This window comes from Amycolatopsis sp. 505, assembly GCF_031625235.1.
Classification (GTDB): Bacteria; Actinomycetota; Actinomycetes; order Mycobacteriales; family Pseudonocardiaceae; genus Amycolatopsis.
Genome location: NZ_JACKQP010000007.1, coordinates 453,894 through 468,943, shown reverse-complemented (window position 1 = coordinate 468,943; position 15,050 = coordinate 453,894). Strand labels below are relative to the sequence as shown.

Annotated in this window: 16 protein-coding genes; 12 read left to right on the top strand and 4 right to left on the bottom strand. The window is 72.8% G+C overall.

Annotated elements, in window-relative coordinates:
• Window position 1 precedes the first annotated feature (1 nt).
• The 4 genes from panD to H5965_RS27150 all read left to right on the top strand — a co-directional run bounded on the left by panD (window position 2) and on the right by H5965_RS27150 (window position 2,726).
• Window positions 2-415 carry an aspartate 1-decarboxylase gene (gene panD / locus H5965_RS27165; RefSeq protein ID WP_310973068.1) on the top strand — a complete coding sequence of 138 codons (414 nt, stop codon included), beginning with the start codon at window positions 2-4 and terminating at the stop codon, window positions 413-415.
• 67 nt (window positions 416-482) lie between these two features.
• The gene (locus H5965_RS27160; protein ID WP_310973067.1) at window positions 483-1,505 is read left to right on the top strand and encodes an ABC transporter substrate-binding protein; all 1,023 of its coding nucleotides are present in this window, start codon (window positions 483-485) and stop codon (window positions 1,503-1,505) included.
• Between the two features lie 11 nt (window positions 1,506-1,516).
• Window positions 1,517-1,726: an MbtH family protein gene (locus H5965_RS27155; protein WP_191306322.1), complete on the top strand. Its 210-nt coding sequence runs from the start codon at window positions 1,517-1,519 to the stop codon at window positions 1,724-1,726.
• A gap of 118 nt (window positions 1,727-1,844) precedes the next feature.
• Entirely contained in the window at window positions 1,845-2,726 is an 882-nt protein-coding gene (locus H5965_RS27150; RefSeq protein ID WP_310973066.1) for a ricin-type beta-trefoil lectin domain protein, read from the top strand.
• 29 nt (window positions 2,727-2,755) lie between these two features.
• On the opposite strand, the gene H5965_RS27145 is transcribed toward H5965_RS27150, so the two are convergent.
• Genes H5965_RS27145 through H5965_RS27135 form a run of 3 tightly spaced genes read right to left on the bottom strand, consistent with a single transcriptional unit; the run spans window position 2,756 to window position 7,088 of the window.
• Window positions 2,756-4,507, bottom strand: a complete 1,752-nt coding sequence (locus tag H5965_RS27145; protein ID WP_310973065.1) for an ABC transporter ATP-binding protein — start codon at window positions 4,505-4,507, stop codon at window positions 2,756-2,758.
• Window positions 4,504-6,174, bottom strand: a complete 1,671-nt coding sequence (locus tag H5965_RS27140) for an ABC transporter ATP-binding protein (RefSeq protein ID WP_310973064.1) — start codon at window positions 6,172-6,174, stop codon at window positions 4,504-4,506. Before H5965_RS27140 ends, H5965_RS27145 begins: the two co-directional genes overlap by 4 nt.
• 53 nt (window positions 6,175-6,227) lie before the next feature.
• Window positions 6,228-7,088, bottom strand: a complete 861-nt coding sequence (locus H5965_RS27135; protein WP_310973063.1) for a hypothetical protein — start codon at window positions 7,086-7,088, stop codon at window positions 6,228-6,230.
• Between the two features lie 44 nt (window positions 7,089-7,132).
• On the opposite strand from H5965_RS27135, the gene H5965_RS27130 reads away from it, so the two are divergent.
• Both H5965_RS27130 and H5965_RS27125 read left to right on the top strand, forming a co-directional pair.
• Window positions 7,133-7,645 carry a DinB family protein gene (locus tag H5965_RS27130; RefSeq protein WP_310973062.1) on the top strand — a complete coding sequence of 171 codons (513 nt, stop codon included), beginning with the start codon at window positions 7,133-7,135 and terminating at the stop codon, window positions 7,643-7,645.
• A gap of 221 nt (window positions 7,646-7,866) precedes the next feature.
• The gene (locus tag H5965_RS27125) at window positions 7,867-8,988 is read left to right on the top strand and encodes a hypothetical protein (RefSeq protein WP_310973061.1); all 1,122 of its coding nucleotides are present in this window, start codon (window positions 7,867-7,869) and stop codon (window positions 8,986-8,988) included.
• Here H5965_RS27125 and H5965_RS27120 read toward each other — a convergent pair.
• Entirely contained in the window at window positions 8,957-9,568 is a 612-nt protein-coding gene (locus H5965_RS27120; RefSeq protein WP_310973060.1) for a dihydrofolate reductase family protein, read from the bottom strand. The genes H5965_RS27125 and H5965_RS27120 overlap by 32 nt on opposite strands.
• Window positions 9,569-9,672: 104 nt before the next feature.
• On the opposite strand from H5965_RS27120, the gene H5965_RS27115 reads away from it, so the two are divergent.
• The 6 genes from H5965_RS27115 (at window position 9,673) to H5965_RS27090 (ending at window position 15,039) form a co-directional block, all read left to right on the top strand.
• Window positions 9,673-10,545 carry a LysR family transcriptional regulator gene (locus tag H5965_RS27115; protein ID WP_310973059.1) on the top strand — a complete coding sequence of 291 codons (873 nt, stop codon included), beginning with the start codon at window positions 9,673-9,675 and terminating at the stop codon, window positions 10,543-10,545.
• 10 nt (window positions 10,546-10,555) lie between these two features.
• On the top strand, window positions 10,556-11,266 hold the full coding sequence (locus H5965_RS27110) for an MBL fold metallo-hydrolase (protein ID WP_310973058.1): 711 nt from the start codon (window positions 10,556-10,558) through the stop codon (window positions 11,264-11,266).
• A gap of 120 nt (window positions 11,267-11,386) precedes the next feature.
• Window positions 11,387-12,208 (top strand): ABC transporter permease, encoded by an 822-nt coding sequence (locus H5965_RS27105; protein ID WP_310973057.1) that lies wholly within the window; start codon window positions 11,387-11,389, stop codon window positions 12,206-12,208.
• The gene (locus tag H5965_RS27100) at window positions 12,193-12,897 is read left to right on the top strand and encodes an ABC transporter ATP-binding protein (RefSeq protein ID WP_310973056.1); all 705 of its coding nucleotides are present in this window, start codon (window positions 12,193-12,195) and stop codon (window positions 12,895-12,897) included. Before H5965_RS27105 ends, H5965_RS27100 begins: the two co-directional genes overlap by 16 nt.
• Window positions 12,884-13,891: an ABC transporter substrate-binding protein gene (locus tag H5965_RS27095; RefSeq protein ID WP_310973055.1), complete on the top strand. Its 1,008-nt coding sequence runs from the start codon at window positions 12,884-12,886 to the stop codon at window positions 13,889-13,891. The genes H5965_RS27100 and H5965_RS27095 overlap by 14 nt, the downstream gene beginning before the upstream one ends.
• Window positions 13,888-15,039, top strand: a complete 1,152-nt coding sequence (locus H5965_RS27090) for an LLM class flavin-dependent oxidoreductase (RefSeq protein ID WP_310973054.1) — start codon at window positions 13,888-13,890, stop codon at window positions 15,037-15,039. Before H5965_RS27095 ends, H5965_RS27090 begins: the two co-directional genes overlap by 4 nt.
• Window positions 15,040-15,050: the final 11 nt, after the last annotated feature.

The window sequence follows — 15,050 nt, the reverse complement described above, 5'->3', positions numbered from 1 at the left end:
CGTGCACCGCACCCTGATGAACGCCAAGATCCACCGCGCCACCGTCACCCAGGCCGACCTGCACTACGTCGGCTCGCTGACCATCGACGCGGACCTGATGGCCGCCGCGGACATCGTCGAAGGGGAGAAGGTCCAGGTCGTCGACATCACCAACGGCGCCCGGCTGGAGACCTACGCCATCACCGGCGAGCCCGGGTCCGGCGTGATCGGCGTCAACGGCGCCGCGGCGCACCTCGTGCACCCCGGCGACCTCGTCATCATCATCACCTACGCCCAGGTCGAGGAGGCCGAGCGGGCCGGGCACCGGCCGCGGGTGGTGCACGTCGACGCGGACAACCGGCAGGTCCACTTCGGGCACGACCCGGCCGAGCCGGTGCCGGGAGCGGAGGCGCAGCTTTCGGGCCGTGGGCGCTGACACAGTTGCTTTTGCGAGGCTTACCTAAATAAGGTATGCCTAAGTTACTGGTCTGCGAGAGGTGCTCATGTCCTTGTTCCCAGCCGCCGGGCTCAGCCGGCGTGGTTTCCTGATCGGCGCGGGTGGCCTCGCGGCTGCCGCGGCCCTCACCGCGTGCGGCAGCGGCGACGACAAGCAGGCGGCCGGCGCCTCCGGCCCGTGGGAGTTCACCGACGACCGCGGCCAGAAGGCCGCGCGCGACCAGCGTCCGGCGCGGGTGGTGGCCTACGCCAGCTCGGCCGCCGCGCTCTGGGACTACGGCGTCCGCCCGGTCGGCGTGTTCGGCCCGCAGAAGAAGGCCGACGGCGGAAAGGAGATCCAGGCCGGCAACATCGACTTGAACGCCGTCACCTCGATCGGCAACGCCTGGGACGACTTCAGCATGGAGAAGTTCGCCGCGCTGAAGCCGGACCTGGTCGTCACCGGCCTGACCGGCACCAAGCCGACGGACATGTGGGTGCTCACCGACGACCTCGGCCCCAAGGTGCAGCAGGTCGCGCCGATCGTCGCGCTCTCGGAGTACAAGGTCACGCTGCCCAAGGTGATCGAGCGCTACTCGCAGCTGGCGGTCGCGCTGGGCGGCGACGCGAACTCGGAGACCATGAAGAAGGCCAAGGAGGACTTCGGCAAGGCGTCCGAGGACCTGCGCGCGGCGGCCAAGGAAAAGGCCGGCCTCAAGGTTCTGGTGCTCTACGGCGACAAGGACGGCCTGTACATCGCGAAGCCGGACTTCTTCGCCGACCTCGCGTACTACCGCGAGCTCGGCCTGGACATCGTCTCCGGCGGCGGCAGCGAGGACTACTGGGAGCAGCTGTCCTGGGAGCAGGCGGGCAAGTACCCGGCCGACCTGATCCTGACCGACTCGCGCTCGTACGCGCTGCCGCGGGCCCAGATGACGCAGTTCCCGACCTGGAACCAGCTGCCCGCGGTCAAGGCGAACCAGCTCGGCGACTGGTCGGCCGAGCCGCGCTTCAACCACCTGCTCGCCACGCCGGTCATCCAGCAGCTGACCGCGCTGGTGAAGGGTGCCCGCACGGACATCACCGCCTGAGGAGGCCCGCGATGACCAACCCGTTCGAAGACCCGTCGGCGACGTACCTGGTCCTGGTGAACGCCGAGAACCAGCACAGCCTGTGGCCGGAGTTCGCGGACGTCCCGGCCGGCTGGACGGTCGCCTTCGGCCCGTCGTCCCGCCAGGAGTGCCTGGACCACGTGGAAGCGAATTGGACGGACATGCGCCCGAAATCCCTGGCCGACGCCATGGACGCCTGACCACCTTCCCGAACGACACGCCGGAAGCCGAACGGTTTCCGGCGTGTCGTCCATTCCGGTTCCGGTGACCGGTTAATTCGGTATCCCTCCGCTTGCCGGGATCGGTATCGTCCGCCGGGTGAAATCGAGATCCCGTATTTTCGCCGTCATCGCGGCCACGATCGCCATGGGTCTGGGAGTCACCGCTCCCGCACTGGCGGAAACCAATCAGACGCTCGAAATCAAGAATGTCGTCCTGGGCAAATGCCTCTCCGTCGGAGCGCCCACCAACGCCTGGGTCACGCTGGAGGACTGCACCGGCGCGAAAACCCAGCAGTGGGAGCGGATCCCCGTGGACGGCGACAAGGTGATCCTGCGCAACCTCGGCGATCGGGGCTGTGTCAAGGGAATGAACAACCTCGCCCGCTTCGAATGCGACGACGAGGACGTGCAGCAGTACTGGGTGCTCGCCGGTGACCAGCTGAAGAACGCCGGCACGGGCCAAGTGGCCGACAGCTACCTCTACGACGGCTTCGGCGTGATCCTGCAGAACCCCAGCGGCAGTGACTACCAGCGGTGGCAGTTCACGGTCACCGGGACCACGCCGGCGCCGCCGGCGGACACGAGCGGCAAGGTTGTCCAGCTCAAAAGCGTTTCGGAGCGCAAGTGCGCCGTGGCCACCGGCACCGCCGTGCGGCTGGCCGACTGCGCCGGCGCGGTGGAACAGAAATTCCAGCGGGTCGAGCTCGGCGGGGGCGTGGTCCAGCTGCGCAACCTCGCCTCCGGCACCTGCCTGCGCACCGGGACGTTCGGACTGCCCCGCGTCGATCTGGTGACGGCCTGCGCTTCGGCCGACCCGGCGCAGCAGTGGCGGGTCGAGCCGGACCTGATCGGCACGTTCCGGGTGCGCAACGTCGCCGGCGGCACTTACCTCACGCCGCGCGGAAGCTCCAACGACATCACGACCTACGAGCGCACTTCCCTGGCGAACTGGCAGAAGTGGAGTCTCACCATCGCCTGAGGCGAATCATGGTGCCGGCCGGCGCGCCCTCAAGCGCGCTGACCGGACCAGGCCGCCCACAGCTTCGCGTACCGGCCACCGGCGGCGACCAGGTCGTCGTGGGTTCCGGACTCCACGATCGCACCCTCGTCGAGGACCACGATCCGGTCGGACGCCGCCGCCTGGGTGAGGCGGTGGGCCACCACCAGCGCCGTGCGTCCCTCCAGGGCCGCCGCGGCCGCCGACTCCAGGACCTTCGAACCCGCGCTGCCCGCCTCCGCCGTGGCCTCGTCGAGGATCGCGATCGGGGGATCCGCCAGCACCAGCCGTACCAGAGCCAGTTGCTGCGCCTGCGTCACCGTCAGCTGGTGACCGCCTTCGCCGACGACCGTCGCCAGCCCGTCCGGCAGCGACGAAACCCACGTCAGCGCCCCCACCTTGGCCAGCGCCTCCCGCAGTTCGGCGTCCGTCGCCTCCGGACGGGCCAGCCGCAGGTCGTCGGCGAGCGTCCCCGCGAAGACGTGGACCTCCTGGCTGATCAGCCCGACGGTCCGCCGGGTGGTTTCCGGACCCAGCTCGTCCAGCGGCACACCGCCGAGCGTCACCGAGCCCGCGTCCGGGCGGTGGATGCCGGCGATCAGCTTGGCCAGCGTCGTCTTCCCGGCCCCGCTCGCCCCGACCAGCGCCACCCGTTCCCCGGGCGCGACGCCGAGGTCGACGTCGCGCAGCACCGGATGTCCGTCCACATAGGAGTAGCCGATCCCCGCCGTCTTCACCGAAGCGTCGACCGGCCGTGACGGCTGCGCCGGCGAGGCCTCGGCGGGCAGATCCGCGACGCCGATCAGCCGCGCGAGGCTGGCCGCGGCCGCCTGGGCGTCGTCGACCAGCGCCAGCCCCGTCGTGATCGGCCCGAACAGGCTGTGGAAGTACAGTGCCGCCGCCGTCGCGACACCGACGGTCACCGCGTCCGCGCCCACCAGCACGAACCCGAGCGCGAGCACCGCCGACAGCCCGATGAACTCCGCCAGGTTCAGCCGCGCGTAGAACCGCGTGACCAGGCGGATTCCCTGCAGCGCCAGCGACACCGCCGCGTCGGACCGCGCGCGGACCCGGTCCAGGTGGGTGTCCGCCAGCCGGAACGCGCGGACCGTCTTCGCGCCGCCGATGGTGTCCAGCAACTGCTGCTGTTGCGTCCCGACCGCCTCGCGCTGCGCGGCGTACAACGGCTTCGCGCGCGGCACGTACCAGCGCACGGTCCACAGCTGGACCGGCACGGCCAGCAGCGCGGCCAGCAGGAACCGCCAGTCCAGCACGGCCAGCGCCCCGAGGGTCAGCACGACCGTCAGCACCGACCGGCCCAGCTCGGGCAGCGCCTGCCGGACGCCCTCGGCGACGACCGAGACGTCGTTCGTCACGCGGGCGGTGAGGTCGCCGGACCCGGCGCGTTCGAGCTGTTCGAGCGGCAGGCCGAGGGCGCGTTCGACGAACCGTTCGCGCAGCTCGGCCAGGATCGTCTCGCCCAGCCGCGCCACCAGCGACACGCCGATCGCCGTCGCCACCGCCTGCGCCACCGCGACGAGCACCAGCCCCACCACCGGCGTGACGAGGTCCGCGGCCGGGCGGCGGGTGGCGACCAGGTCGACGACCCGGCCGAGCAGCGGCGCGGTCAGCAGGCCGATCGCGGTCGCCGCGACGAGCATGGTGAACGCGGCCGCCGCGCGGCCCTTCGCCCGGCCGATGAGCTCGCCGAGGACGGCGCGGATCCGCCGTCCGTCGGCCACGGGCAGGAGTTCGCGGGTCATGACAGCACCGCCGCTCGGTAGTCGGGACGGCCGGCCAGTTCGGTGTGGCTGCCTTCGCCCGCGACCCGTCCGTCGTCGAGCAGGACGACGCGGTCGGTGGCGGCCAGCAGCGCCGGGCTGGTGGTGACGAGGATCGTGGTGCGGCCGCGCCGCAGGTCGGCGAGCCCCGCGGCGATCCGGGCCTCGGTGACGGTGTCGACGGCGGTCGTCGGGTCGTGCAGCACCAGCACCGGCGCGTCGGCGGCGAGCGCCCGGGCGAGCGCGACCCGCTGCCGCTGCCCGCCGGAGAGCGACCGCCCGCGTTCGGTGACGGCGGTCGCGACGCCGTCGGGCAGCGCGCTCGCCACCTCGTCGACGGCGGCCGCGGTCATCGCTTCGGCCGTCTTCGGGCCGGTTTCGATGTTCTCGGCGACCGTGCCGGCGAACAGGTCCGCGTCGTGCGCGGCGACCAGCACCACCTCGCGGACCCGGCTTGGGTCCACAGTGGACAGGTCCACCGAGTCGACCGAGACCGAGCCGCCCGCGGGATCGGCGGCGCGGCCCAGGCAGTCGAGGAGGTCCGTCGCGGCGGCCGGGTCGGTGGCCACCACGCCGAGCAGCTCGCCCGGCCGTGCTTCGAAGCCGACGTCGCGCAGGGCGCCGCGGTTCAGCGCGGACAGCTTGACGTGCCCGGCCGCCGGCACCGGCAGCATCGCGTCCCCGGCGCCGACGGCGGGCGGCGCGTTCAGCACGTCGGCGATGCGGGCGGCGGACGCGCGACCCTGCGCGAGTTCGCCGTTGACCCACGAGAAGATCGAGAACGGCGTGATCAGGTACTGCGCGAGCCCGACCGCGGCGACCAGGTCGCCGACGCTGATGTCGCCCGCCGCGGCGAGGTTGCCGCCGACCAGCGCGACCACGGCGATGAAGATGCCGGTGAGCGCCAGCAGCGCGCCGTTGTGCCAGGCCTGGGCGCGGGCCGCGCGCAGCGTCGCCCGCAGCGAGTCCTGGCTGGTCCGGCGGTAGCGGTCGACGGCGGCGCGTTCGGCGCCGACGCCCTTCAGCACGCGCAGTCCGGCGACGAGGTCGGTGGCGACGCCGGAGGCGAACGCCGACCGCTCCTGCTCGGCCTCGCTGCGGCGCTCCAGCGGCTTCCCGATCAGGTGCGCGAGGTACAGCATCGGCGGCGTGCCGAGCAGCACGAGCAGGCCGAGCGGCAGCGACATGGTGAGCAGCGCGACCGCGCTGACCAGCAGCCCGGCCAGGCCGGCGACGCCGAAGGGGAGGACGCCGTTGACGGTGCCGACGCGCTTGGCGTCCGACGTCCCGATGCTCACCAGCTCGCCGGCGAGCGTGCCGGAATCGGCGACGCCGCCGGGGTGCAGCACACGGCGTCCGACGTCCAGGCGCAGGTCGTGGGCCGCGCGTTCGGCGGCGCGCTCGCCGAAGCGGGCGCCGAGCCGGTAGCTGGTGGACAGCGCGGCGAAGAGCACGCCCAGGACGGCCAGCCAGCTCAGCAGCGTGCCGATCGACCCGCCCGTGACGGCCTGGTCGATGACCACGCCGATCACCACCGGGACCAGTGCTTCGCCGCCTTGGTGGCCCGCGGTCAGCAGCGCGGCGAGCGCCACCGACCGTCGTTGCCCGGCGATCGACCGGCGGAGGACCTGCCGTCCCGTCGTGCGCACCCGCGCCTCCCTCTCCAGAGCTGGGATAGGTAAGGCTAGTCTAAGTAAAGAAGTTACGGGAACACGGTCGGCTTCGTCTCGGAACGCGGTTCGGTCGCCGGTTCGCCGAACCGGGCCAGCGCGAGCGCGGCCAGCACGGCGAGGGCGAACCCGGCGACGGCGACGAGCGCGAAGCCGGGCCGGGTGCGGTCGCCGAGGGCGAGCACGCCGACCAGGGACGGGAAGACCGTCTCGCCGAGCACCATCATCGCGGTCGAGGTGGTGACGCTCCCGCGCTGCAACGCCGTCGCGTAGAACAGCATCGCCATCCCGCCGGCGATCGCGACGGTGTAGGTGGCGAGGTCGGTGAGCAGGTCGAGCGGGGCGAGGCTGGGGATGATCCGGCCGGCGATGGCGACGACGCCGAAGCACAATCCGGCGACGAGCCCCAGCGCCGGGGTCCGGATCCGGCGGCTCGCCTTGCCCGCGGCGATCCCGGCCACGGCGAGCACGGCGACCGCGCCCACCAGGCCGAGGCGGAAGCCGAGCCCGACGGGGTCCGAGCCCTCGCTTTCGGCGGCGGTGCCGAGCAGGGCGAGCCCGGCGCACACGACGCCGACGGCCGCCCACTCCTTCTTGCCGAGCCGCACGCCGAGGAACCGGGCGGCGACGGCGGTCACGGCGAGGCTCGCGGCCAGCGCGGCCTGGACGACGAACAGCGGCAGGACGTGCAGGGCGGCGATCTGCGCGACGAACCCGAGGACGTCGAGGGAGAGGCCGAGCACGAACTTCCACTGGCCGAGCACGCGGACCAGCAGTTTCGGGTCGACGCCGTCGGCCCCGGTGTCGGTCGCCCGGGCGGCGACCGATTGCATCACCGAAGCCACGCCGTACGCGCATGCCGCGCCGAGGGCGCAGAGCAGTCCCCACCACATGCCGGTCACTCTATTTTGTCGGACCCGTGGGGTACGGTGCGGCCATGTCGAACACGAGTTCGAAGACGCACCGCCAGTGGCCCGCCCCGCTGGCGGCCGACGAGCTGCGTCTCCTGCTGGATTTCCTGCAGTTCCTCCGCGCGACGGCGGTGAACAAGCTGGCGGGGCTGACGGCAGCGCAGGCCTCGGCGACCCCGTTGCCCGCGTCGCCCCGGATGAGCGCGCTGGGGGTGGTGAAGCACCTGACGGCGGTCGAGCGCTGGTGGCTGGCGATCGAGGCGGGCGGGGCGGACCTGCCCTCGCTGTGGGCGGGCAGCCCGGACCCGAGCTGGGACGTCGGCCCGGACGACACGCCGGCTTCGGTGGTGGCGGCGTACAAGGCGGAGTGGGCACGGGTGGAGAAGGCGCTACGCGGGCTGGGCCCGGACGACCGGACGCGGCGGCGGTCGGAGTTCACCGTGCGGTGGGTGGTCGCCCATGTCGTGCAGGAGACGGCCCGCCACGTGGGGCACCTGGACGTGCTGCGCGAGCTGGCCGACGGGGAGGTGGGGGAGTGACCCGACGATGATGGCGGCGCGATCCGGGCGGAAATCCGGGTGACAGGCGCGGCTATCCTGGACTCGTGGCCGTCGTTGCGGAATCCCGCCGATTTACCGGCCCCCTGGCCCGTTCCGGGCGCCAGCGGGGTTCCGGTGCCATGACCGCAGCCTGAACCGCGCCGGGTGTCCGGGCCAGGGGGATCCACGTCCTCAGCCGTCCCGAGCCCGGAGGTTCCGTCATGCCCGAAGCACTCACCCCTGCCCAGCTCGCGCGCGATCTCGCCGTCCGCGACCTCACCGATCCGGCCGGCGGCCCGCATGCCGTCCAGCTCGTCGTCGACCAGGCCGTCGAGGCGCTCGCCGGCCGGTGGCCGTGCGCCGTCCGGCGATGGCCGGGCGAGCGCATCGTCACCGTGGCCGACAACTACGACAACCTCGGCTACGACCCGGCCGACGTCACCCGCGACGCCCGCTACACCCGGTACGTCGACACCGAGCACGTCCTGCGCAGCCACTCCACCGCCCTCGTCCCCGCCGCGCTCCGGGACCTGGCCGCGAACCCGGCCGACGACGTCCTGCTCGTGTGTCCCGGCCTCGTCTACCGCCGCGACAGCATCGACCGGCTGCACAGCGGCACGCCGCACCAGCTCGACCTCTGGCGGATCGTCCGCGGGACCGTCACCCGGGCCGACCTCGAGGACATGGTCGCCGCCCTCGTGCCGGGCCTGCGGTGGCGGCTCGAACCGCGCCGTCATCCGTACACAGTGGACGGTGCGCAGCTCGACGTCGAACACGACGGGCGCTGGGTGGAGGTCGCCGAGTGCGGCCTCGCCCACCCCGCCGTGCTCGCGCGGGCGGGGCTCGGCGACGGCTGGTCCGGGCTGGCGCTCGGCATGGGCCTCGACCGGATGGTCATGCTGCGCAAGGGCATCCCGGACATCCGGCTGCTGCGCTCCACCGAGCCGGCCGTCGCCGCGCAGCTGACGGACCTCGCGCCCTACCGGCCGGTCTCCGCGCTGCCGCCGGTGCGCCGCGACCTGTCGATCGCGGTGCCGGCGGACGACCGCGCCGAGGACCTCGGCGACCGGGTCCGGGAGGCCCTGGGTGAAGACGTCGTCGAGTCGGTCGAGATCCGGCAGGAGACGTCGTACGCCCGGCTGCCGGCGCAGGCCCGGGCCCGCCTCGGTGCGACGCCGGACCAGAAGAACCTGCTCGTCCGCCTGGTGCTCCGGCCCCTGGACCGGACGCTGTCCGACCAGGAGGCGAACGTCCTCCGGGATCGGGCCTACGCCGCCCTGCACCGGGGGAGCGTCCACGAGTGGGCCGGGCTCACCGGAGGACGCGATAGCGCAGGTGCGTGATCGAGGCCGTTGCCCGCGCGTCGATCTGCTCGAGGTCCAGCGGCGGGACGCCGTCGAAGAGCCGGACGCCGTCGCCGAGGGTGTACGGCGCGACGTGCAGCCGGACCTCGTCGATCAGGCCGGCGGCGAGGTACTGGTTGACGGTGGTCGCGCCGCCGTGGACGGAGATCCCGCCGTCGCCGGCCGCCTCGCGGGCGCGGGCCATTGCGGCCTCGATGCCGTCGGTGACGAAGTGGAACGTGGTGCCGCCCGCCATCGGCTGCGGCTCGCGCGGGTGGTGGGTGAGCACGAACACCGGGCCGTGGTACGGCGGGTTGTCGCCCCACCACCCCGTCCACGGCCGGTCCCACTCGCCGCGCACCGGGCCGAACATGTTGCGCCCCATGATGAACGCCTTGGCCGTCATCATCCGGTCGAACTCGGCGGGGTGCTCGTCGCGGCCTTCGCCGTACCAGGCGTGCAGCTTGTCGCCCCAGCCGTCGCCGCCGTCGTCGCCGAAGGGGCGCTGCTCGGTCTGGTGGTGCCCGGCGGCGTAGCCGTCGAGGGTGATCGTGAGGTCGCAGGTCACCTTGCCGGTCATGTCCGTGTCCTTTTCGGTCGGCTGCTCCGGCGCCCAGGATGGCGCAGGGCGCCACATGACGTCCAATGCCAATCGAGCCCGCGATCCATTGATATTCTCGATGAATGCTGAACCTGGTCCAGCTCAAGGTCCTGGCCGCGGTGGCCCGCCACGGGTCGGTGACCGAAGCGGCCCGGGAACTCCACTATTCGCAGCCGTCGGTCAGCCACCACCTGGCCCGCCTGGAAGCGGCCACCGGCGCCCGGCTCGTGCAGCGGGCCGGCCGCGGGATCCGCCTGACGCCGGAAGGCCGGCTGCTGGCCGACCGCGCCGCCGAAATCGCCGGGCGCGTGGCCGCGGCGGCCGAAGAACTGGCCGCGCAGGTCGGCCTGCGGTCCGGGCGCGTCCGGCTGGCCGCCAACGCCTCCGCGCTGAGCACCCTCGTGCCGCGGGCGGCCGCGTCGCTGGCCGAGGCGCACCCGGGGCTCGAGCTGAGCCTGTTCGACCGGCATCCCGTCGAAGCACTGGACATGCTGCGCCGAGGCGAACTCGACGTCGCCCTCGTCTTCCAGCTCGCGGGCGCCCCGGCCGAGGAGGACGGGGTCCGGCTCCACCACCTCGCCGACGACCCGATCCACCTGATCAGCCACCGGCCGGACGACAGCCTCGCCGCCCACCGCGACTCGGCCTGGATCGGCGGCTGCGACCGGTGCCGCGCGGAGCTGACGGCCGTCTGCGCGCAGGCCGGCTTCGTCCCCCGCCTCGGCACGTCCAGCGACGACATGGTCGTCGTCCAGTCCCTGGTCGCCGCGGGTCTCGGTGTCGCGATCCTGCCCGGCCTGGCCCTGGAGGCGCACCGCAATCCGGCAATCCACGCAACCGCACTCCCGGGCATCCACCGCGGCATCCACGCGGCCACCTACGGCGACCCACCCGACCCGCCCGCGGTGGCCGCCGTCCTGGCCGCGCTCACCCAGGCCGCCGCCGCGGGCCCGTAGGGTGTCCGGCATGACTGATCGGCTCTACTTCCGGCAGCTGCTCGCCGGCCGCGACTTCGCCGTCGGGGATCCCGTCGCGACGCAGATGGTGAACTTCGCCTACCTCATCGGCGACCGCGAGACCAAGGATGCCGTCATCGTCGATCCCGCCTACGCCGTGCGGGATCTGCTCGACGTGCTGGCTCAGGACGGCATGCGGCTCACCGGGGTGCTGGCCACCCACCACCACCCCGACCACGTCGGCGGCGAGATGCTCGGCTTCTCCCTGCCCGGCATCGCCGAACTGCTCGCCGTCGAGCAGGTGCCGATCCACGTCAACGGCGCCGAAACCGAATGGGTCAAGCGGGTCACCGGTGTCTCCGGCACCGATCTGCGCGCCCACGACCACGACGACGTCCTCGAGGTCGGGGCCATCCCGATCCGGCTGCTGCACACGCCCGGGCACACGCCGGGCAGCCAGTGCTTCCTGGTCGAGGACAAGCTCGTCTCCGGCGACACGCTCTTCCTGGAAGGCTGTGGCCGCACCGACTTCCCCGGCGGCGACGCCGAGGAGATCTACCGCAGCCTGCAGGCGCTCGCCGGGCTGGCCGGCGACCCGGTCGTCTACCCCGGGCACCAGTACTCGGCCGAGCCGTCCGCCGCGCTGTCCGAAGTCAAGCGCAGCAACTTCGTCTACCGGCCGCGGTCGCTCGACGAATGGAAAGTCATGTTCGGCGGCTGAGCCAAGTCGTTCCACGGGCTGAAACACCGGGAGTTCACGGAGTGGGCGCCGATTGACTTCCCCTGCCGGGGACCCGATGGTCGGGACCACGCAACCCCGACCGTCCCCCGGGAGAAATCCGTGTCGATTTCCACCACGGGCGTGCTCGCGCACGCCCGGAAGCGCGCCGCCGGGCCGCCGCGCACCGCCGTGCGGCGGCGGCCCGATCTGCGGCGCTGGATCAGCCCGGTGGTGCTGCTCGCCGCCTGGCAGCTCGCCAGCGCCACCGGTGTCCTGCCGCCCGACAAGCTCAGTGCACCGTGGACGGTCGTGCAGGCCGGCATCGAGGCCGCGCGCAGCGGCGAACTCGGTGACGCCTTCGCCGTTTCCCTCGGCCGGGTCGGTGCCGGCTTCGCGCTCGGTGCCGTCGCCGGTGTCCTGCTCGGCATCGTCTCCGGGCTGTCCCGCTGGGGTGAAGCCCTGGTCGACCCGCCGGTCCAGATGCTGCGCACGCTGCCGTTCCTCGGCCTGATCCCGCTGTTCATCCTGTGGTTCGGGATCGGCGAAGAGACGAAGATCGTGCTGGTCGCCCTCGGGGTGGCCTTCCCGCTCTACCTCAACGTCCACTCGGGAATCCGCGGCGCCGACCCGGCGCTGGTCGAAGCTTCCCGGGCCCTCGGGTTCAGCCGCGCGGAACGGCTCTGGCACGTCGTCCTGCCCGGCGCGCTGCCCCAGACCCTCGTCGGGTTGCGGCAGTCGCTCGGCCTGGCCTGGCTCGCGCTGATCGTCGGCGAAACCGTCAACGCCGACGCCGGCGTCGGTTACCTCATCAACAACGCCCGGGAATTCCTGCGCACCGACGTCGTGGTCGTCGGGCTGGTCCTGTACGCCCTGCTCGGCCTGGTCACCGACGCGCTGGTCCGGCTGCTGGAACGGAAGGTGCTGCGGTGGCGAACCCGGTAGCGGAGGTCCGCGGTCTGACCAAGCGGTTCGGCGACCGGACCGTCCTCTCCGGCCTCGACCTGACCGTCGGCCGCGGCGAGTTCGTCGCCCTGCTCGGCCGCAGCGGGTCCGGCAAGTCGACGCTGCTGCGGGTGCTCGCCGGCCTGGATTCCGCCGTCGAAGGCAGCGTCGACGTCACCGGCACCGTTTCGGTGGCGTTCCAGCAGCCGAGACTGCTGCCGTGGCGGAAGGTCTGGCGCAACGTCGTGCTCGGCCTGCGCCAGGACGGCGTCGCGAAGTCCCGCAACCGGGCCCTCGCCGAGAAGGCCCTGGCCGAGGTGCACCTGGCCGAGCACGCCGACGATTGGCCGCTCACGCTGTCCGGCGGCGAGGCCCAACGCGTCTCGCTGGCCCGCGCGCTGGTGCGGGAGCCGGACTTGCTGCTGCTCGACGAGCCGTTCGGCGCCCTCGACGCACTCACCCGGATCTCCATGCACGGCCTCGTCCAGGACCTCTGGCGGCGGCACCGGCCGGGCGTCCTGCTGGTGACCCACGACGTCGACGAAGCCCTGCGGCTCGCCGACCGTGTCCTGGTGCTCGACGACGGCCGGATCGTGGCCGCGCACCGGCCGCGCGAAGCCGCCGGCCACGACACCCTCCGCCGCCGCGTGCTGGCCGACCTGGGAGTGACCGAAGATGCTGTGGCGTAACGGAATCATCGCGATCGCGGCGGCCCTCGTGGTGTCCGCCTGCGGGACGGCGGCCGGCGGGGACGCTCCCGTGCCGGCCTCGGTGAGCGCGGCCGACCTGGCGAAGGTGACGCTCAAGGTCGGCGACCAGAAGGGTGGCGTGAAGTCCCTGCTCACCGCCGCCAACCTGCTGCAGGGGACGCCGTACAAGATCGAATGGGCCACGTTCACCTCCGGCCCGCCGCTGCTGGAAGCCGCCTCGGCCGGCGCGATCGACACCGGGCGCGTCGGCAACACACCGCCGATCTTCGCGGCCGCCGCGAAGGCGAAGATCAAGGTGATCAGCGTCTCGCGCAGCAATGTCGAGCGGGAAGCCCTCCTCGTCCCGCCGGACTCGCCGCTGCAGAACGTCGCTTCGCTGAAGGGCAAGACGATCGGCGTCGCGAAGGGCTCCTCGGCGCACGGGCAGCTGTTGAACACGCTGCACAACAACGGCCTGTCCACAAAGGACGTCAAGCTGAGCTTCCTGCAGCCGTCCGAGGCCTACGCCGCGTTCACGCAGCACACCATCGACGCCTGGGCGATCTGGGACCCCTACACCGCCCAGGCGCAGCTCGAAGCCCGCGCGCGGGTGCTGGCCGACGGCCGGGGCGCGTCCAACGGCCTCGGCTTCCTGACCGCGAGCACCGCCGCGCTCGGCGATCCCGGCAAGAACTCCGCCCTGCGCGACTTCGCCGTGCGCGTGGTCAAGGCGCAGAAGTGGGCCGACACGCACCGCGAGGAGTGGGCGCAGGCGTGGGCCAAGGAGACCGGCCTGAAGCTCGAAGTCGCGCGGAAGGCCGTCGAAGCGGGCCGTGACCAGCCGATCGTGCTGGACGACTCGGTGGTGGCGTCCGAACAGCAGCTCGCGGACGCGTTCACCGACGAGAAGACTCTGCCGGGCAAGGTGGACTTCGCCGCCTTCGTCGATCGGCGGTTCGGTCTCGACCTGGACCAGGCGAGGAGCAACGGATGAGCATCAGGCTGCACTGGTTCCTGCCCACCAGCGGCGACGGCCGCACGATCGTGGAACGCTTCCACGCCAACCGGTCCGCGGGCCCGGCCGCCCAGCGCAACCCGGACCTCGACTACCTGGCCCAGGTCGCCCGCGCGGCCGAGCGGCAGGGCTTCGAAGGCGTCCTGACCCCGACGGGCACGTGGTGCGAGGACGCGTGGCTCACCACGGCCGCGCTGATCCGGGAGACGACCCGGCTGAAGTTCCTGGTCGCCTTCCGCCCGGGCGTCATCTCGCCGACGCTCGCCGCGCAGATGGCGGGGACGTTCCAGCGGCTGTCCGGCGGTCGCGTGCTGCTCAACATCGTCACCGGCGGCGACGCGGTCGAGCAGCGCCGCTTCGGCGACTGGCACGACCACGACGCCCGGTACGCCCGCACGGACGAGTTCCTGACCATCGTCCGCGGCGTCTGGTCCGGCGAGCCGTTCAGCTTCGCGGGCGAGCACCTGCGAGTCGAAGGCGCGACGACGCTGGCGGCCCCGGACCCGGTGCCGCCGATCTACTTCGGCGGCTCGTCCCCGGCCGCGCTGCCGGTCGCGGCGCGCCACGCCGACGTCTACCTGACCTGGGGCGAGCCGCCCGCGCAGGTCGCCGAGAAGATCGGCAAGGTGCGCGAGCTGGCCGGGGACCGGCCGATCCGGTTCGGCGTCCGGCTGCACACGATCTCGCGCGACACCTCGGCCGAGGCCTGGGCGGAGGCGCAGAAGCTGCTCGACGCGCTGAGCCCCGAGCAGGTCGCGAAGGCGCAGGCCCAGCTGGCGGCGAGCGAGTCGGTCGGGCAGCAGCGGATGGTCGCGCTGCACGGCGGCCGGACCGACGGCGGCGTCCGCGGGCTGGAGATCCACCCGCACCTGTGGGCCGGCGTCGGTCTGGTCCGCGGCGGCGCGGGGACCGCGCTGGTCGGCAGCCACGAAGAGGTCGCGGACCTGATCGAGGAGTACCACAGCGTCGGCGTGACCGAGTTCGTGCTGTCGGGCTACCCGCACCTGGAGGAGGCGTACTGGTTCGGCGACGGCGTCCGCCCGGAACTGGCCCGGCGCGGCCTGCTGGCCGACGTCCCGGCCCTGCACCGGCCGGCCCACCCGGAGCGCAACGTCGCGGCGCTGTAGCAGCTCCCTGA

Coding starts and splice junctions, on each gene's coding strand:
- H5965_RS27110 (WP_310973058.1), top strand. CDS start 10,556: ATGACTGATCGGCTCTACTTCCGGCAGCTGCTCGCCGGCCGCGACTTC.
- H5965_RS27125 (WP_310973061.1), top strand. CDS start 7,867: ATGCCCGAAGCACTCACCCCTGCCCAGCTCGCGCGCGATCTCGCCGTC.
- H5965_RS27130 (WP_310973062.1), top strand. CDS start 7,133: ATGTCGAACACGAGTTCGAAGACGCACCGCCAGTGGCCCGCCCCGCTG.
- H5965_RS27160 (WP_310973067.1), top strand. CDS start 483: ATGTCCTTGTTCCCAGCCGCCGGGCTCAGCCGGCGTGGTTTCCTGATC.
- H5965_RS27120 (WP_310973060.1), bottom strand. CDS start 9,568: ATGACCGGCAAGGTGACCTGCGACCTCACGATCACCCTCGACGGCTAC.
- H5965_RS27115 (WP_310973059.1), top strand. CDS start 9,673: ATGCTGAACCTGGTCCAGCTCAAGGTCCTGGCCGCGGTGGCCCGCCAC.
- H5965_RS27145 (WP_310973065.1), bottom strand. CDS start 4,507: ATGACCCGCGAACTCCTGCCCGTGGCCGACGGACGGCGGATCCGCGCC.
- H5965_RS27095 (WP_310973055.1), top strand. CDS start 12,884: ATGCTGTGGCGTAACGGAATCATCGCGATCGCGGCGGCCCTCGTGGTG.
- H5965_RS27090 (WP_310973054.1), top strand. CDS start 13,888: ATGAGCATCAGGCTGCACTGGTTCCTGCCCACCAGCGGCGACGGCCGC.
- H5965_RS27155 (WP_191306322.1), top strand. CDS start 1,517: ATGACCAACCCGTTCGAAGACCCGTCGGCGACGTACCTGGTCCTGGTG.
- H5965_RS27135 (WP_310973063.1), bottom strand. CDS start 7,088: ATGTGGTGGGGACTGCTCTGCGCCCTCGGCGCGGCATGCGCGTACGGC.